At 53.8% G+C, this 18010-nt stretch carries 15 protein-coding genes and 2 pseudogenes; 11 read left to right on the forward strand and 6 right to left on the reverse strand.

The window, feature by feature from the left end:
* Positions 1-16: 16 nt before the first annotated feature.
* Positions 17-1225: a type II restriction endonuclease gene (locus tag AC534G_RS26660; protein ID WP_001749969.1), complete on the forward strand. Its 1209-nt coding sequence runs from the start codon at positions 17-19 to the stop codon at positions 1223-1225.
* Between the two features lie 33 nt (positions 1226-1258).
* Here the strand turns inward: AC534G_RS26660 and AC534G_RS26665 are convergent, their stop codons facing one another.
* The 5 genes from AC534G_RS26665 to AC534G_RS26685 form a co-directional block, all read right to left on the reverse strand.
* Positions 1259-2692 carry a DNA cytosine methyltransferase gene (locus AC534G_RS26665; RefSeq protein ID WP_001288432.1) on the reverse strand — a complete coding sequence of 478 codons (1434 nt, stop codon included), beginning with the start codon at positions 2690-2692 and terminating at the stop codon, positions 1259-1261.
* A gap of 167 nt (positions 2693-2859) precedes the next feature.
* Positions 2860-5037, reverse strand: a complete 2178-nt coding sequence (locus tag AC534G_RS26670) for a peptidase domain-containing ABC transporter (protein ID WP_086504903.1) — start codon at positions 5035-5037, stop codon at positions 2860-2862.
* Positions 5037-6290, reverse strand: a complete 1254-nt coding sequence (locus AC534G_RS26675) for an HlyD family secretion protein (protein ID WP_001567323.1) — start codon at positions 6288-6290, stop codon at positions 5037-5039. The genes AC534G_RS26670 and AC534G_RS26675 overlap by 1 nt, the downstream gene beginning before the upstream one ends.
* A gap of 2 nt (positions 6291-6292) precedes the next feature.
* A complete protein-coding gene (locus tag AC534G_RS26680) occupies positions 6293-6943 on the reverse strand; it encodes a CPBP family intramembrane glutamic endopeptidase (protein WP_001567322.1) in 651 nt (216 codons plus the stop codon).
* Between the two features lie 723 nt (positions 6944-7666).
* Positions 7667-8326, reverse strand: coding sequence for a recombinase family protein (locus AC534G_RS26685; RefSeq protein WP_001567320.1), 660 nt, complete (start codon positions 8324-8326; stop codon positions 7667-7669).
* Between the two features lie 167 nt (positions 8327-8493).
* On the opposite strand from AC534G_RS26685, the pseudogene AC534G_RS26690 reads away from it, so the two are divergent.
* The 10 genes and pseudogenes from AC534G_RS26690 to AC534G_RS26735 all read left to right on the forward strand — a co-directional run.
* A pseudogene (locus tag AC534G_RS26690) lies at positions 8494-9858 on the forward strand (DUF4158 domain-containing protein); the annotation flags it as partial.
* Between the two features lie 63 nt (positions 9859-9921).
* Positions 9922-10626, forward strand: a complete 705-nt coding sequence (locus tag AC534G_RS26695; RefSeq protein ID WP_001067855.1) for an IS6-like element IS26 family transposase — start codon at positions 9922-9924, stop codon at positions 10624-10626.
* Positions 10627-10631: 5 nt separating this feature from the next.
* Positions 10632-10772 (forward strand): hypothetical protein, encoded by a 141-nt coding sequence (locus tag AC534G_RS26700; RefSeq protein ID WP_001044210.1) that lies wholly within the window; start codon positions 10632-10634, stop codon positions 10770-10772.
* A 485-nt stretch (positions 10773-11257) separates the two neighbouring features.
* Positions 11258-11995, forward strand: a complete 738-nt coding sequence (locus AC534G_RS26705; RefSeq protein WP_001366550.1) for a recombinase family protein — start codon at positions 11258-11260, stop codon at positions 11993-11995.
* The gene (locus tag AC534G_RS26710; RefSeq protein WP_000743213.1) at positions 11992-12216 is read left to right on the forward strand and encodes a hypothetical protein; all 225 of its coding nucleotides are present in this window, start codon (positions 11992-11994) and stop codon (positions 12214-12216) included. The genes AC534G_RS26705 and AC534G_RS26710 overlap by 4 nt, the downstream gene beginning before the upstream one ends.
* A 210-nt stretch (positions 12217-12426) precedes the next feature.
* Positions 12427-13920, forward strand: coding sequence for an IS91-like element ISCR2 family transposase (locus tag AC534G_RS26715; protein WP_001120888.1), 1494 nt, complete (start codon positions 12427-12429; stop codon positions 13918-13920).
* A gap of 30 nt (positions 13921-13950) precedes the next feature.
* Positions 13951-14835 carry a DUF3363 domain-containing protein gene (locus tag AC534G_RS26720; protein WP_001447541.1) on the forward strand — a complete coding sequence of 295 codons (885 nt, stop codon included), beginning with the start codon at positions 13951-13953 and terminating at the stop codon, positions 14833-14835.
* Positions 14836-15051: 216 nt separating this feature from the next.
* On the forward strand, positions 15052-16266 hold the full coding sequence (gene floR, locus AC534G_RS26725) for a chloramphenicol/florfenicol efflux MFS transporter FloR (protein WP_000214121.1): 1215 nt from the start codon (positions 15052-15054) through the stop codon (positions 16264-16266).
* A gap of 27 nt (positions 16267-16293) precedes the next feature.
* Complete coding sequence (locus AC534G_RS26730) at positions 16294-16599, forward strand: LysR family transcriptional regulator (RefSeq protein WP_001255015.1); 306 nt, start codon at positions 16294-16296, stop codon at positions 16597-16599.
* 111 nt (positions 16600-16710) lie between these two features.
* Positions 16711-16920, forward strand: a pseudogene (locus AC534G_RS26735) (IS91 family transposase); the annotation flags it as partial.
* Here AC534G_RS26735 and tet(A) read toward each other — a convergent pair.
* A partial coding sequence (gene tet(A), locus AC534G_RS26740; protein WP_496594626.1) for a tetracycline efflux MFS transporter Tet(A) occupies positions 16866-18010 on the reverse strand: 1145 nt, incomplete at its 5' end. The pseudogene AC534G_RS26735 and the gene tet(A) overlap by 55 nt on opposite strands.

An 18010-nucleotide genomic window follows, 5' to 3' on the forward strand; every position in this document is an offset into this window, starting at 1 on the left:
GTAACAGGGGATGCTTATGTCGGTTTTCCACAACTGGCTACTTGAGATCGCATGTGAGAATTACTTCGTCTACATCAAACGCCTTTCCGCCAACGATACCGGCGCAACAGGTGGTCACCAGGTAGGGCTTTATATCCCTTCAGGTATCGTTGAAAAACTCTTTCCGTCTATCAACCATACCCGTGAACTGAACCCTTCGGTTTTTCTCACCGCACATGTGTCATCGCATGATTGCCCTGACAGCGAAGCCAGGGCAATTTATTATAACAGCCGTCATTTTGGTAAAACCCGGAATGAAAAAAGGATTACCCGCTGGGGTAGAGGCAGCCCACTTCAGGATCCTGAAAATACAGGGGCTCTGACGCTCCTGGCTTTCAAGCTTGATGAGCAAGGGGGGGACTGTAAGGAAGTAAATATTTGGGTATGCGCCAGCACTGATGAAGAGGACGTCATTGAGACCGCTATTGGTGAAGTTATACCCGGAGCGCTTATATCCGGCCCCGCAGGACAGATTCTAGGCGGACTATCTCTACAGCAAGCGCCAGTAAATCATAAATATATTCTACCTGAAGACTGGCACCTGCGCTTTCCGTCGGGAAGTGAAATTATTCAGTATGCAGCCAGCCATTATGTGAAAAATTCCCTTGATCCGGATGAGCAACTTCTTGACCGCCGGCGCGTGGAGTACGACATATTTCTATTGGTTGAGGAACTGCATGTTCTGGATATCATCCGGAAAGGATTTGGCTCTGTGGATGAATTTATTGCGCTGGCCAATTCTGTCAGCAATCGCCGTAAATCCAGAGCCGGGAAGTCGCTGGAACTGCACCTGGAGCATCTATTCATTGAGCACGGCCTGCGACACTTTGCGACGCAGGCCATCACAGAAGGTAATAAAAAACCCGATTTCCTTTTCCCTTCCGCAGGGGCTTACCACGATACTGAGTTTCCCGTAGAAAATCTGCGCATGCTGGCAGTCAAGACTACCTGTAAGGATCGCTGGCGTCAGATACTGAATGAGGCCGATAAAATTCATCAGGTGCATCTGTTTACACTCCAGGAGGGAGTTTCTCTGGCTCAATATCGGGAGATGCGGGAGTCGGGTGTCAGATTGGTCGTGCCATCATCTCTGCACAAAAAATACCCGGAGGCGGTGAGAGCTGAGCTAATGACGCTAGGTGCGTTTATTGCTGAGCTGACAGGGCTTTACGCAGATATTCCATAGATTATCTCCCGGCATAAATACCGGGAGGAGCGATCAGATTCGTTCAACCTTGCACGAATCGGCATTAACCGCTTTCAGGATATAAGGTTCAAGCAGTTTGGCTACGGCTTCAAACACGGGCACCACTACGGAGTTACCGAACTGCCTGTACGACTGAGTGTCTGACACAGGAATGCGAAAAGGCCTGCCATCTACTTTTTCAAAACCCATAAGGCGCGCGCACTCTCGCGGAGTCAGCCTGCGGGGCCGATGCGCCTGATTTTCTTCGTTCGCGAAGTCTGTTTCACCTGTGGCCATATCCCAGCCACGGTCTATCAGAATTTCAGACCCGTCTTTGTGATAGCGAGCAGAAAGCGTACGGGCAATGCTTTCTTTATTTTCAGGATTAACGAGGCCAAAACCGAATCCGTTACCCTTAGCTGCGTGCTTTTTGGCGTAGTTATAGAGATACTCCCAGAGTTTCGGCGTCAGTATATATTTGCTGTCAACCACGGGTTCCAGCAGTTCGCCAAATGACGGACGCTGTTCCGGATAAAAACGACTAATATCGCGCAGGGTAAAGCCCTGGTGAATGTTCAGATCACGGCGGAAACCGACCAAAACGATACGTTCTCGGTGCTGAGGTAAAAAGTGCTTTCCGTCGATAACTTTAGGATCGTTTTTGCCCATCTCAGCTGCATCCGCAACTTCATAGCCCAGTTCGTCGAGGGTATCCATGATGACTTTAAAGGTTTTACCCTTGTCATGGCTCTTCAGGTTTTTAACGTTTTCAAGAACAAAGATGGCAGGTTTTTTTGCGCGGATAATACGCGCCACATCGAAGAAAAGCGTTCCCTGAGCCTCACATTCGAAACCATGCGCGCGCCCGAGCGAGTTTTTCTTGCTTACGCCCGCAAGGCTAAACGGTTGACAGGGGAAACCTGCTAGAAGTACATCATGATCCGGCACATGCTCATTAATGTAAGCATAGGCATCGTTTTCAGGTACTTCAGGTTTATCACTGAGCGTGACTTCACGAATATCGAGATTGAAAGTGTGTTCCTGAGCATCGTTAAACCAGTTAGCTTTATATGTGCGCACAGCCTCTTTATTCCATTCACTGGTAAAAACGCACTGGCCACCGATGGTTTCGAAGCCCTTCCGTATACCTCCAATCCCAGCAAACAGGTCAATAAACCGGAAGGCATAGTCAGGGTGATGTGCAGGCGCTTCCGGAAGCATTTTTCGTAGAAGTTCCTCTTCGGCTAACGTCAGCGTCTTAGGTGAGCACTTACCATTAATCCAGCGATTAAGAGTCTCGCGACTCCACTCATTTTTACCAACTTTTCTAAGCAGTTCAGCCACGTACTTCTGGTCATAGATTTCCAGCACCTGCCCGAGCAGCTTTTTATCATTTTCCTGTCGCAGTTGTTCTTCCGCTTCTGCTTTCTCAAGCAGATCCTGCGCCAGTAATTCAAATTCAGACATATTGCCTCCATTGGGTCTTATGGGTGAAACTGTATCACTCATTTGACCCAGATTGAATGTTTTTATCTGGATATTTAAACAGGTTTATTGTTAGGTAACGCACGTTGGCCACGCTGGAGCGTCTTCTGGGGGTCAGTTTGGATATCGAAAATTATTGTACGTTAAGGTTAATTTTTGTTCAGCCCATCATCAATGGTGCGCTTGTGCCTCAGCTCCGTAAAGCAGCCGTCTGCCAGATACAGAACCCGGTCTGCAGAGGCTATGGTTTCCGGGCGATGGGCTATCAGCAGGACAGGAAGCCCCAGCTGACGTAGTGTCTGGCTTATCTGAATTTCACTTTCAACATCAAGATGGCTGGTCGCTTCATCCAGTAATAAAAATCCCGGTTTCTTGTACAAAGCCCTGGCCAGCAGAATGCGTTGTTTTTGCCCTCCGGAAAGCCCTCCACCGGTTTCACCAATCAGCGTCTGATACCCCATCGGCATAGACATGATATCGCTGTCGATAAGTGCCAGTCTGGCGCACTGGATCATTCGTTCATGATTGCGGTCTCCACTGAAAAAAATGATGTTATCTGCAATGGAGCCCCTGAAAAGATGGTCATCCTGCAGTACGGTACCGATTCGCTGACGTACCTGAAAATAATCCGGGTGGGTATGCGGTATGCCAAATGCCCTGATTGTTCCCTCATCCGGGATGTGGATCCCCAGGATAAGCTTCACCAGTGTCGATTTCCCGCATCCGGATTGACCGGTAATGGCCATCACCTCGCCAGGATGGAGTGTCAGCGACACCCCGCGGAGTATCGGTTTATTCCCTCCCTTGTGGCTGAAGGTTATATGCTCAAGGGATAAAGGAACACGGGCACCGTCGGCCACATCCCCCCGGAATACGGACGGGAAGACAGAAGTATCATTGTCTTCCTGAGCGGGTTGTTGCTGATAGTCTTCTGTCGGGGTCAGCACAATGTCAGCCAGGCGTTCGTTGTAGATATCAAGCATACGCCAGGAAAAATACTTATCGGTCAGGCTGCTGATACTGGATGAAAAACGCATCTGGTAGGACAAATAAGCAACCAGCATGCCGACGGTGAAGGTACCGTTCAGTACTTCCCCGGCACCTTTCCACAAAATAATCGCTGATACCACGCTGCCGGTCAGGGTGTGTGCAATGTCATAGCACATCAGCTGACGGCTCTGTCGCAGCTGCGTATTCCTGCGAACAATGTTGAGGTTCAGCCAGGCGGCCTCACGGTGCGCTGTCACGCCGTTAATTCTCAGGCTCAGAATACCGTTGAGGGTTTCAAGAAAATGCCCGGACTCCCTGGCACCTGCGTCCCAGGCATCTTCTGCCGACTGTCGAAGGGACGGATACCACAACGCCCTCAGCACACCGTAGATAATGGCTGCCAGTACGGCTATCAGCGTCATTTCCGGACTGTACAGCAGCATCATACAGAGCGCAGTTATCACGAGCAACACGTCCAGAATACCTTCCAGTACCTGCGTGGTCAGCGCCTCCTGGATGGTATCCACGGCCTCAAAACGGGCATTGATACTTCCCTTACTGCGCGCATCAAACCAGCCCAGCGGGAGACGCACCAGATGATGGAAAACCCGGGCTGTCCACTGCATGTTAAAATTGACGGACAGAGTTATACTGGCCCACTGGCGTGCCAGCGACAGCAGCATCTGGGTCATTGACAGCAGCAGCAGGGCAATGATTATAACGGTCAGGAGACTTCGATCGGCGGCAACCAGCACTTCATCAATTACCAGCTGGTTGAGAAGTGGACTACTCAGCGTCAGGATTTCCAGCGCCAGGGCAAAAATGATGATGCGCGACATCGCGGCCAGCAGCCCGGGTGTCCTGCCTGTCAGTTGGCGCAGGCGAATTTTTTTTCTTTCATCCCGGGCGGTAAAATCACTGGCCGGCGTCAACTCCAGCGCGACACCGGTGAAATGTTTTCCTGCATCCTGCAGGGAGAGCGTTATCTTCCCTTTGTCCGGGTCGTGGATAACCAGCCTGCTCCCGCGAACTTTATAAAGCACGACGAAATGGTTCATGTTCCAGTGGAGAATGCACGGGAGAGAAAGGGATTTCAGGTCTTCCGGCTCCAGCCGGACGGCCCGGGAGGACAACCGGATACCGGCTGCACACTCTATCAGCCTCTGCAGGGTCATCCCCTGTGTGCTGATACTGAAACGTTCGCGCAGGGTGGGTAAATCTGTCTGCAGACCATGCCAGCAGGCCATCATGACCAGACATGCCAGACCACATTCCGCAGACTCTGTCTGCCGGATGAGGGGGAGCTGTTTTCTCCCGGTCCATTTAAGGGTATCCATTACAGTTTTCCTTTCAGGCTCCAGAGTGGCTCGGTCAGCCACTCCCACAAATGGCGGGTATCCAGGCTGACATCCCCCTCAAGGGTCATGCCGGGGCGCAGGGGTTCCTGTTTTCCATAAGCCAGAATGAAGGTATTCTCAGGTTCGACGATGACGCGGTAGTGCCCTTCATTCTCTTTCCAGGTCACAGGGGATACGGAGAGTAAATCCGAAGGGGTCAGCGTTGTACGGCTTATCTCTCGGATAGTCCCGTACTGAACGCCAAACTTCTGATAGGGGAATGCGGCGAACCGAAGTGCAACACGCTGCCCCGGCTGAATAAAACCGGCATTCTGACTGGTGGCATAGAGTTCTATCTGCAGACGAGCATTGTCGGGAACCAGAGTCATGACCGGTTCAGATGCTCTGACAGACTGTCCCTGTCTGATCAGCACGGCAGCAACGGTTCCGGATACCGGTGACGTCAGCGTAAAGTTCTCCTGTCCGGCCAGTTCGTCCTGCTGTTGCCTGATCCCCTGCAACTGCCTGTCCAGCTCAGCTTTACGGCTTTCCCCCTGAACGATGAGATGGTTAAGATCTTCTTCAGCAGCCTCCATTGCAGTGTGTAGTTGCAGAAGCCCCTGACGCTGATCCTCAACGTTTTGCAGTGACGTAGAAACGTCAATTTGCTTCTGCTGGTATTCGATATCTGATACGTAATGCGTTCCAGCCAGTTTTTTATAGCGCTCCATGACGGACACGGCCAGCGTGGCCTGATGCCCGGCAAGCGACAGGCGCAGCTCTGCACTTTTAATCTGTGGTTTCAGGGAGGCAATTCGCTGTAGTATGGCCTGCTGCTGCTGACTGTTGTCACGCAATTCCAGAGTCTGCTGGGAAGACAGCATGGCATACTGAGTCTTCAGGGACATGCTCATGGCTGCCAGTGTACCTGTGCCCTGCCCGTTGTAATGCTCGCCGCTGATATGGTAAACAGGCTCACCGGCAGCTACGTGCTGACCTTCTGAAACAGTCTGTCGGGTGACGTATCCGGCATATTGCGGTGTGATTTTCACCAGTCCTGATGAAGGCATCACTATACCTGTAAGATGAGCCTTGCGGGTATAACTACCATAATAAACGAATAATGAGACGCTCAGAAATATAAGTAATGTAGCAACGGCGCATACTGACATGCCAAATGACGCGGGTAAGACAATATCTCCGTACTCTGTATCACTGTTATGTTCTAATGCTTCCTCCCTGAATATACTCATGGTTATAAAATATTTTGAATATTTAATAATATAACAAAGGTATTCATGCCTGAATGTATTAACATAGGATAAAAAAGGGATCTGCTTTTAATTCTGACCCCTAATAACAGCATAGATACAACAAAAAGGACTGATTGATCCAGAACATTATAATACTGAAAGTGCATCAGAGAGAAAAACAAAGATGTTATCACACAGGGAATGATAATGTTTTCCTTGAAAATTGAACGCAGAAATCCAAAGGCACAGGCTCTGTATACGATCTCCTCATAGTAGGGTACGACCAGTGTCATCACTAAAACTGTTATCCAGTTTATCTGTGATGGTTCGTAATGATATAAATAGTCTCTGTAGCAGTAAACAGCTAACTGTATCAGAATAATTATAAGGAATGACAGGGCTGAAAATTTAACTGTAGCTGAGTCTGTTCTTATTTTTATTCTACACTCAGGAAATTCCTTTAGGTAAAATAAGTAAACAAGAGTTGAAATTAGAATCTCTGTAATGAACACAATGAAAAATGCAATATCCAGTCCAACATAACGCAGTGTAAAGGTTGGCGATAATGTTACAATAGTTGATATAATAACCACTGCAAGAAAAATAATAGCGCTGTATTTACTATATCTAAACTGGCTCGAACGTTCATCCATTACAAAACATCACTTTATGAAGGTTATTATTTTTGCTAAAACTATATCTGTAAATTTAGCAGTGGAAAACAAGGTGATCAATGTAATTACTATTTTTGAAAATTCCTCAGGCAACGAAAACCATGACAAATCAATAATGGAGGAACCACTTAATAGCGCAAAACCCAGTAATAAACTTAATATAAAAGACAATAATTTAATAAACACTGCAGTATCCTCCGTTGATACTTACTTATCGACTACAGGTACCACCGACGTTACTTCCTGAACAATTACTGGAACCAGCTCTGTTTCCGCCTCCGTTACCATTTCCTCCACCGGAGAGACACTGGCCGATAACTGCCCCACCAATAGTTCCTCTGGTCATTCCTACAGGACCACCTTTAATGGCACCACCAACCATTCCACTAAAGACAGCATTAGCACATTTAACTGTGCTCGGGTCACTGTAAATGTGTGTCGGTGCATTTCGTCCCAGTGAGTTACGGGCTCCGGTGTTACGACTACGACTTCCGCCTCCTTCATAATTACTGTTTGCGTTGCCACCACTGACTAATGCAATTTCATCAAAACTCAATTCTCTGATATTTGACATAAAAATCCCTCTTATAAATTTTAACATAAAGTGCTGTTTCACTATTACATGACCAAAATGTATGCACAAAGTGAATTTATGTAAATAAATGTAAATTTATTATCATGTGTTATTGAATGGAACTTGCATTATTTATTACTTATTGATTTAAAATCTAACTTATCTCGATGATATGCCTGGATTCGGCAAACCTGTGAAGTGCTGTAGCCTGTTGCTTCTGCCGTTTCACGGATGCTCAGTTTCTTGACCTCCCGGTAGTACAGAACTTTCTGATGTCGTTCCTGATCAGCCTGTTTGCCTCGATATTTCCCCAGTATATGGGCCCGTTCAATTCCCTGTTTTTGCCGCTGGCGGCGGCTCAGCCAGTCCTTATGCGACATCGCAGCCATCAGGTCGATAAGCATATTATTGATAGCTGTTATCACTGCGCAGGTGATTGGGTCAGTCTGTGAAGGGTCTTTATCAGACAGCGCCTGCCATGACGTGGGGACATCCAGGCTGACAATCCGCAGCTCATGTTGTTCTATCTGCTTTTTCAGCGTCATCCAGTCGCTGTTACTCAGACGGGTCAGGCGGTCTATCTGCTCGACCAGCAAAATATCACTGTGGTGACTGTCCATCAGTAAGCGTCCCAGTTCTGGGCGGTCAAGTTTTGTTCCGCTGATGTTCTCCCGGTAGTAACTGGCTATTTTATAGCCTCGTTCCTGAACGAACTGCTCCAGCATCTCTTTTGCCCGATCGGCGAACTGATCTTCCGTCGATGCCCTTAAATAAGCTCTGATGAACATTTTTTCACCGTGTTATCGCATTTAGGTTATTGCATTTAATCTATCGCATATAGGTTATTTCATTCATGATGTGCCGTCACGTTTTAGTTATAGCGTCAGGGTGTACCCTTATGCGATAAGCATTTTTGTTAAAAATACCGCACAGAATAATTTATGAAGGAAACTATATGGCAAGGAGGCAGATTCTTTCTCTGTCGGAAAGAGAATCATTACTGGCATTACCGGACGATGAGTTAACGCTGACACGAATGGCCTATTTCAGTGAACATGATCTGGCGCTTATCAGTGCTCACCGTAAACCCGCCAGCCGTTTTGGTTTTGCTGTCCTTCTTTGCTATCTGAAAAATGTCGGCTTTGCACCGGATAAAAAAATCCCACCCTCTGATATGCTGCTGAAGCATATCGCCAGCAGGCTAAAACTTACCGGGGATCTCTGGCCTGCTTACCTTTCCGGCAGGGAAACCACGCGACGCGAACATTTAACCGAACTGTACCGCTACCTTGGCGTAAAATCGTTCACCGGCAAAATACAGCAGGACTGTATTACACACCTGCTGCCGATGGCGACGCGCACCGATAAAGGTATTCTTCTGGCCGAAGAACTGCTGGTCTGGCTCCGGAAGAACAACGTGATAATCCCCGCGATTGATGTCGTGGAGCGTACCTGTGCGGAGGCCATGGCTGGCGGCGATGAAATCGTATTTCAGACCCTGAATGCCCCGTTAACTCCGGCTCACAGGGATGCCCTGGATCGTTTACTTGAGTCCTCAGATAATAAGTCTTCCAGACTGACGTGGCTTCTGCAACCGCCGGGTAAAATCAATGGTAAGAACGTGCTGCAACACCTTGATCGGCTCAGTAGCATTGAATTGCTGGCATTACCTGAAGGTATAGATCGTACCATTCACCAGAACCGGTTGCTGAAACTGGCGCGGGAAGGCCGAAAGATGAGCAGCCGGGATTTGACCCGATTTTCAGCAGCCCGGCGTCATGCGATCCTGGTGTGCGTGCTGGAAGAAGCCAGAGCCACACTGACAGATGAAGTGATTGAGCTGCATGAACGCATGCTGAACAGCCTGTTCAGCAAAGCCAAAAGAACACAGGCTGAGCGCCTTCAGCAGACCGGAAAGCTGATCCAGTCAAAACTGAGGCAGTACATAGATATCGGCCAGGCACTGTTTGAAGCTCGTGATTCCGGTGGCGATCCATGGCTCGCAATAGAAAACATACTGCCATGGCCTGAATTTGTCGCCAGTCTGGAAGAAACGCGCCATCTCGCCAGAAAAAATAATTTTGATCCGCTGCATATTATTACTGAGAAATACAGCACATTACGGAAATATGCCCCGCGCATGTTGTCTGCTTTACAGTTAGTCGCCACCCCGGCAGCGCAACCTCTGGCTGATGCGCTGGTTGTGATCCAGGATATGTACCGGAAGCAGTCACGTAAAGTTCCGGCGACAGCGCCGCTTGAGTTTGTCCCTGAAAGCTGGCGCAAGGTGGTGATTACACCTGCGGGTATTGACCGGCAGGGCACTGTTGCAAATAGTCGGTGGTGATAAACTTATCATCCCCTTTTGCTGATGGAGCTGCACATGAACCCATTCAAAGGCCGGCATTTTCAGCGTGACATCATTCTGTGGGCCGTACGCTGGTACTGCAAATACGGCATCAGTTACCGTGAGCTGCAGGAGATGCTGGCTGAACGCGGAGTGAATGTCGATCACTCCACGATTTACCGCTGGGTTCAGCGTTATGCGCCTGAAATGGAAAAACGGCTGCGCTGGTACTGGCGTAACCCTTCCGATCTTTGCCCGTGGCACATGGATGAAACCTACGTGAAGGTCAATGGCCGCTGGGCGTATCTGTACCGGGCCGTCGACAGCCGGGGCCGCACTGTCGATTTTTATCTCTCCTCCCGTCGTAACAGCAAAGCTGCATACCGGTTTCTGGGTAAAATCCTCAACAACGTGAAGAAGTGGCAGATCCCGCGATTCATCAACACGGATAAAGCGCCCGCCTATGGTCGCGCGCTTGCTCTGCTCAAACGCGAAGGCCGGTGCCCGTCTGACGTTGAACACCGACAGATTAAGTACCGGAACAACGTGATTGAATGCGATCATGGCAAACTGAAACGGATAATCGGCGCCACGCTGGGATTTAAATCCATGAAGACGGCTTACGCCACCATCAAAGGTATTGAGGTGATGCGTGCACTACGCAAAGGCCAGGCCTCAGCATTTTATTATGGTGATCCCCTGGGCGAAATGCGCCTGGTAAGCAGAGTTTTTGAAATGTAAGGCCTTTGAATAAGACAAAAGGCTGCCTCATCGCTAACTTTGCAACAGTGCCGCGCGACGAGCAGCAGCACCAGGAGCAGAAGCACGTCGAGAAAAAGCAACAGCAGATCGAGCAGCGCCCACGGCGGGCCGCTCGCATCGGATAAGTCGAAAAATCCGGCTAAAGTGGCCGAGCTGCACATCAGGCCGCGCGGTTTTCCTCCCTGATCGCCGGCGCGGTTTCTTCCTCCCTGAACCGCATGCAGACTTGCCGCCTCGGACACCCCGAGGCGGTTTTTTTTCGCCTCGCTCGAGCATCGCCGCATCCGACGATGCCGAGACGACCAGGCCGCGCACGTCGAGCTGCAGCATCGCCATTGCCGACGATGGCACCAGGTCGCCGGCGGTGGCCACCGACCTCGAGCTCGCATCGCCACATCCGACGATGCGCGCCGGCGTCGACCATCGCCAGGTCTGACGATGGCGGCCGCCCTGCCCTGGATCTCGCATCGCCATTTCTGGCGATGAGATCCACGGAGCGGCCATTTAGACCCGCCAATAACGACCCGGCCAAGATAAATCGCATGACGGCCTTTTTGGCCGGGGGTAGCATGACCGGACACTTTGCGTATGCCCAAAGGAGCCCGCAAGTATGCGCAGGACGAAGCCAGTAGCCGCGCCGATGGTGGCGCGGGTCTATCTGCGCGTCAGCACCGACGCGCAGGACTTGGAACGCCAAGAGGCGATCACTACGGCCGCGAAGGCCGCCGGCTACTACGTCGCCGGCATCTACCGTGAGAAGGCATCCGGCGCACGCGCCGACCGGCCTGAGCTGCTGCGCATGATCGGCGACCTACAGCCCGGCGAGGTGGTCATTGCCGAGAAGATCGACCGCATCAGCCGCCTACCTTTGCCCGAGGCCGAGCGCCTGGTGGCCTCGATACAGGCCAAAGGCGCACGCCTGGCCGTCCCTGGCGTGGTCGATCTATCCGACCTGGCGGCCGAGGCCCAGGGCGTCGCCAAGATCGTGCTGGAAGCCGTGCAGATCATGCTTTTTCGCCTGGCCTTGCAGATGGCCCGCGACGACTACGAGGACAGGCGCGAACGCCAGCGCCAAGGCATTGAGTTGGCCCGCCAGGCCGGGCGGTACAAGGGCCGCCGTGCTGATCCGAAGCGCCGCGCCCAAGTTGTCGCGCTGCGCAAGTCCGGCTACAGCATCAACAAGACCGCCGAGCTGGCCGGGTACAGTGCGGCCCAGGTGAAACGGATATGGGCCGAGGTCAGCCAGGCCGAAGCGAAGCAGCACGGCGCGTTCGTGGAGGACGCATTGACGGAAGCCGATGCCCTGGCCGCTGTCGGCCAGGATGAGCGCCAGGAGGAAAGGGCATGAAGAAGCCGAACCAAGACGACGAGCCGTTTTTCATCACCGAGGAGATTGCGGCCGAAATGATCGCCGGCGGCTATGAGTTCGAGCTGCCGCCCATTCCTTGCACCATCCGCCTACGCGACGTGCTGGAGCGCATGACCGATGCTGAGCTAGCATTGCAGCCGGGCGAGATCGCCGACCAGGAGCGTGAACGCTGCCGGCGCAAGCCGTGTTCAACCTCATGATCTGGTCATGGTATTTTTCATGGCACTGAGCCTGATAGTTCTTGCAAATTGTTGTCACTAAAGGGTTTTGTGTGCTTGTTTACAATCGAGTGGGAGTGACGGGCACTGGCTGGCAATGTCTAGCAACGGCAGGCATTTCGGCTGAGGGTAAAAGAACTTTCCGCTAAGCGATAGACTGTATGTAAACACAGTATTGCAAGGACGCGGAACATGCCTCATGTGGCGGCCAGGACGGCCAGCCGGGATCGGGATACTGGTCGTTACCAGAGCCACCGACCCGAGCAAACCCTTCTCTATCAGATCGTTGACGAGTATTACCCGGCATTCGCTGCGCTTATGGCAGAGCAGGGAAAGGAATTGCCGGGCTATGTGCAACGGGAATTTGAAGAATTTCTCCAATGCGGGCGGCTGGAGCATGGCTTTCTACGGGTTCGCTGCGAGTCTTGCCACGCCGAGCACCTGGTCGCTTTCAGCTGTAAGCGTCGCGGTTTCTGCCCGAGCTGTGGGGCGCGGCGGATGGCCGAAAGTGCCGCCTTGCTGGTTGATGAAGTACTGCCTGAACAACCCATGCGTCAGTGGGTGTTGAGCTTCCCGTTTCAGCTGCGTTTCCTGTTTGCCAGCCGGCCCGAGATCATGGGGTGGGTGCTGGGCATCGTTTACCGCGTCATTGCCACGCACCTGGTCAAGAAAGCGGGCCATACCCACCAAGTGGCCAAGACGGGCGCGGTCACCCTGATCCAGCGTTTTGGATCGGCGCTCAATCTGAATGTTCACTTCCACATGCTGTTTCTCGACGGTGTGTATGTCGAGCAATCCCACGGCTCAGCGCGTTTCCGCTGGGTCAAGGCGCCGACCAGCCCAGAGCTCACCCAGCTGACGCACACCATCGCCCACCGGGTGGGTCGCTATCTGGAACGGCAAGGCCTGCTGGAACGGGATGTCGAAAACAGCTATCTGGCCTCGGATGCGGTGGATGACGACCCGATGACACCCCTGCTGGGGCACTCGATCACTTACCGTATCGCTGTCGGTTCACAGGCGGGGCGAAAGGTGTTCACTTTGCAAACTCTGCCGACCAGTGGTGATCCGTTCGGTGACGGGATTGGCAAGGTAGCCGGGTCCAGCCTGCACGCCGGCGTGGCGGCCAGGGCCGATGAACGCAAGAAGCTCGAACGGCTGTGCCGGTACATCAGCCGCCCGGCGGTATCCGAGAAGCGGCTGTCGTTAACACGAGGCGGCAACGTGCGCTACCAGCTCAAGACGCCGTACCGGGACGGCACCACGCACGTCATTTTCGAACCATTGGATTTCATTGCAAGGCTGGCCGCCCTGGTACCGAAGCCCAGAGTCAACCTAACCCGCTTCCACGGGGTGTTCGCACCCAACAGTCGGCACCGGGCGTTGGTCACGCCGGCAAAACGGGGCAGGGGCAACAAGGTCAGGGTGGCTGATGAACCGGCAACACCAGCACAACGGCGAGCGTCGATGACATGGGCGCAACGGCTCAAGCGTGTTTTCAATATCGACATCGAGACCTGCAGCGGCTGCGGCGGCGCCATGAAAGTCATCGCCTGCATTGAAGACCCTATAGTGATCAAGCAGATCCTTGATCACCTGAAGCACAAAGCCGAAACCAGCGGGACCAGGGCGTTACCCGAAAGCCGGGCGCCACCGGCTGAGCTGCTCCTGGGTCTGTTTGACTGACGAGCCTGAAGGCCAACGATACCAATCAAAATGCTGCGTTCACAGCGCCGCGGCAGGGATCCGCCGTGCTGGTTGTCGGAAAAGGAGCCGCTAGTGGGAAAGAGGAGGGTAAATTTTCAGCGTTGCTGGCTCCCCGTCAGCCGGATTGGGTTGCATCGCAGGGGTGTCGAAAGAGTCAACTGCGGTCCAAAGCTGTTGGACTTGGGTGAAAAGGGCGTTTATTCTTCCTATACGTGCCGCGTTCCAGGCGGCGACTATGAGGGCTATGTCGATGCCCATGTGCGCCGGCTGGAGGCGCTACGCCGGGCCGGTATCGTCGAGCGGATCGACGCCGACCAATGGCGCATCCCCGATGATCTGGTCAGCCGTGCCGCCGCCCATGACGCCGGCCGAGACAGTCAGGCCAGCGTTCGCGTCCTTTCCCCGGTCGATCTGAACAAACAGATCGGATCGGACGGCGCGACCTGGCTGGACCGGCGGCTGATCCACGGCGAGACGGCCGACCTTGCGCCAACCGGCTTCGGGCAACAAGTCCGCGAAGCCATGGACCAGCGCCGCGAGCACCATATCGAACAGGGCGACGCCACCCGCAGCCGGGACAGCCGCGTCTTCTACCGGCGCAACCTTCTCGCCATCCTGCGGGAGCGCGAGGTAGCCGGCGTCGGATCGGATATGGCTTTGAGTAAGGGCCTGCCGTTCCGCGCCGCCACGGACGGCGAGAGCGTCAGCGGCAAGTTTACCGGAACCGTGCATCTATCGAGCGGCAAGTTCGCCGTGGTCGAGAAATCCCATGAGTTCACCCTTGTCCCGTGGCGGCCGATCATCGACCGCCAACTCGGCCGCGAGGTTATGGGCATCGTGCAGGGCGGGTCGGTGTCGTGGCAGTTAGGGCGGCAGAGGGGGCTGGAACGCTGAGTGCGCCCATGCCGCATTGCGAAGCAAAAGATAATCGGATAAAATGTAGCAATTCATATTCGTAAGCGTGGAGTAATCAGATGGGAAATTCCAAGTCAGCAGACAAGTAAGCCGCAACAACCAGTATTGTTGTTGCGGCGCTCTGTAAGGCTAGTCTCATCTGATTGCTGACGAGCAGACGTCGCCCGGTATTCCTTAATCGAGGGTTGATTCGTCATGACCACCACACGCCCCGCGTGGGCCTATACGCTGCCGGCAGCACTGCTGCTGATGGCTCCTTTCGACATCCTCGCTTCACTGGCGATGGATATTTATCTCCCTGTCGTTCCAGCGATGCCCGGCATCCTGAACACGACGCCCGCTATGATCCAACTCACGTTGAGCCTCTATATGGTGATGCTCGGCGTGGGCCAGGTGATTTTTGGTCCGCTCTCAGACAGAATCGGGCGACGGCCAATTCTACTTGCGGGCGCAACGGCTTTCGTCATTGCGTCTCTGGGAGCAGCTTGGTCTTCAACTGCACCGGCCTTTGTCGCTTTCCGTCTACTTCAAGCAGTGGGCGCGTCGGCCATGCTGGTGGCGACGTTCGCGACGGTTCGCGACGTTTATGCCAACCGTCCTGAGGGTGTCGTCATCTACGGCCTTTTCAGTTCGATGCTGGCGTTCGTGCCTGCGCTCGGCCCTATCGCCGGAGCATTGATCGGCGAGTTCTTGGGATGGCAGGCGATATTCATTACTTTGGCTATACTGGCGATGCTCGCACTCCTAAATGCGGGTTTCAGGTGGCACGAAACCCGCCCTCTGGATCAAGTCAAGACGCGCCGATCTGTCTTGCCGATCTTCGCGAGTCCGGCTTTTTGGGTTTACACTGTCGGCTTTAGCGCCGGTATGGGCACCTACTTCGTCTTCTTCTCGACGGCTACCCGTGTGCTCATAGGCCAAGCGGAATATTCCGAGATCGGATTCAGCTTTGCCTTCGCCACTGTCGCGCTTGTAATGATCGTGACAACCCGTTTCGCGAAGTCCTTTGTCGCCAGATGGGGCATCGCAGGATGCGTGGCGCGTGGGATGGCGTTGCTTGTTTGCGGAGCGGTCCTGTTGGGGATCGGCGAACTTTACGGCTCGCCGTCATTCCTCACCTTCATCCTACCGATGTGGGTTGTCGCGGTCGGTATTGTCTTCACGGTGTCCGTTACCGCGAACGGCGCTTTGGCAGAGTTCGACGACATCGCGGGATCAGCGGTCGCGTTCTACTTCTGCGTTCAAAGCCTGATAGTCAGCATTGTCGGGACATTGGCGGTGGCACTTTTAAACGGTGACACAGCGTGGCCCGTGATCTGTTACGCCACGGCGATGGCGGTACTGGTTTCGTTGGGGCTGGTGCTCCTTCGGCTCCGTGGGGCTGCCACCGAGAAGTCGCCAGTCGTCTAACCGACGACTGGTAGCAGGCCCGCTCCGATGCGGCGCACTAACCATCGAAACCTCGTGAATGTCGGTATCCTGTCTGGCAGGATACCGCTCATTTCCCTTGTTCAGTTCATCGCCGTCGCCGAGCATCTGAATTTTCGGCATGCGGCCAAGGCACTTGGTATCAGCCAGTCGAGCGTCAGCGCGCGTGTGAAAGCGCTGGAGGATAACCTTGGTGTCCTGCTATTTGAGCGCCATGCGCGGGGCGTTCGGCTAACAGACGCAGGCAGGCACTTCATGGAGCGTGTCACGGCGGGTGTCGATCAACTCGATCACGCAGTGAAGACCGCGGAGTGACGGGCACTGGCTGGCAATGTCTAGCAACGGCAGGCATTTCGGCTGAGGGTAAAAGAACTTTCCGCTAAGCGATAGACTGTATGTAAACACAGTATTGCAAGGACGCGGAACATGCCTCATGTGGCGGCCAGGACGGCCAGCCGGGATCGGGATACTGGTCGTTACCAGAGCCACCGACCCGAGCAAACCCTTCTCTATCAGATCGTTGACGAGTATTACCCGGCATTCGCTGCGCTTATGGCAGAGCAGGGAAAGGAATTGCCGGGCTATGTGCAACGGGAATTTGAAGAATTTCTCCAAAGCCCGCGACGCAGCGCCGGCAGGCAGAGCAAGTAGAGGGCAGCGCCTGCAATCCATGCCCACCCGTTCCACGTTGTTATAGAAGCCGCATAGATCGCCGTGAAGAGGAGGGGTCCGACGATCGAGGTCAGGCTGGTGAGCGCCGCCAGTGAGCCTTGCAGCTGCCCCTGACGTTCCTCATCCACCTGCCTGGACAACATTGCTTGCAGCGCCGGCATTCCGATGCCACCCGAAGCAAGCAGGACCATGATCGGGAACGCCATCCATCCCCGTGTCGCGAAGGCAAGCAGGATGTAGCCTGTGCCGTCGGCAATCATTCCGAGCATGAGTGCCCGCCTTTCGCCGAGCCGGGCGGCTACAGGGCCGGTGATCATTGCCTGGGCGAGTGAATGCAGAATGCCAAATGCGGCAAGCGAAATGCCGATCGTGGTCGCGTCCCAGTGAAAGCGATCCTCGCCGAAAATGACCCAAAGCGCGGCCGGCACCTGTCCGACAAGTTGCATGATGAAGAAGACCGCCATCAGGGCGGCGACGACGGTCATGCCCCGGGCCCACCGGAACGAAGCGAGCGGGTTGAGAGCCTCCCGGCGTAACGGCCGGCGTTCGCCTTTGTGCGACTCCGGCAAAAGGAAACAGCCCGTCAGGAAATTGAGGCCGTTCAAGGCTGCCGCGGCGAAGAACGGAGCGTGGGGGGAGAAACCGCCCATCAGCCCACCGAGCACAGGTCCCGCGACCATCCCGAACCCGAAACAGGCGCTCATGAAGCCGAAGTGCCGCGCGCGCTCATCGCCATCAGTGATATCGGCAATATAAGCGCCGGCTACCGCCCCAGTCGCCCCGGTGATGCCGGCCACGATCCGCCCGATATAGAGAACCCAAAGGAAAGGCGCCGTCGCCATGATGGCGTAGTCGACAGCAGCGCCGGCCAGCGAGACGAGCAAGACCGGCCGCCGCCCGAAACGATCCGACAGCGCGCCCAGCACAGGTGCGCAGGCAAATTGCATCAACGCATACAGCGCCAGCAGAATGCCATAGTGGGCGGTGACGTCGTTCGAGTGAACCAGATCGCGCAGGAGGCCCGGCAGCACCGGCATAATCAGGCCGATGCCGA

The organism is Citrobacter sp. CRE-46, assembly GCF_059615875.1.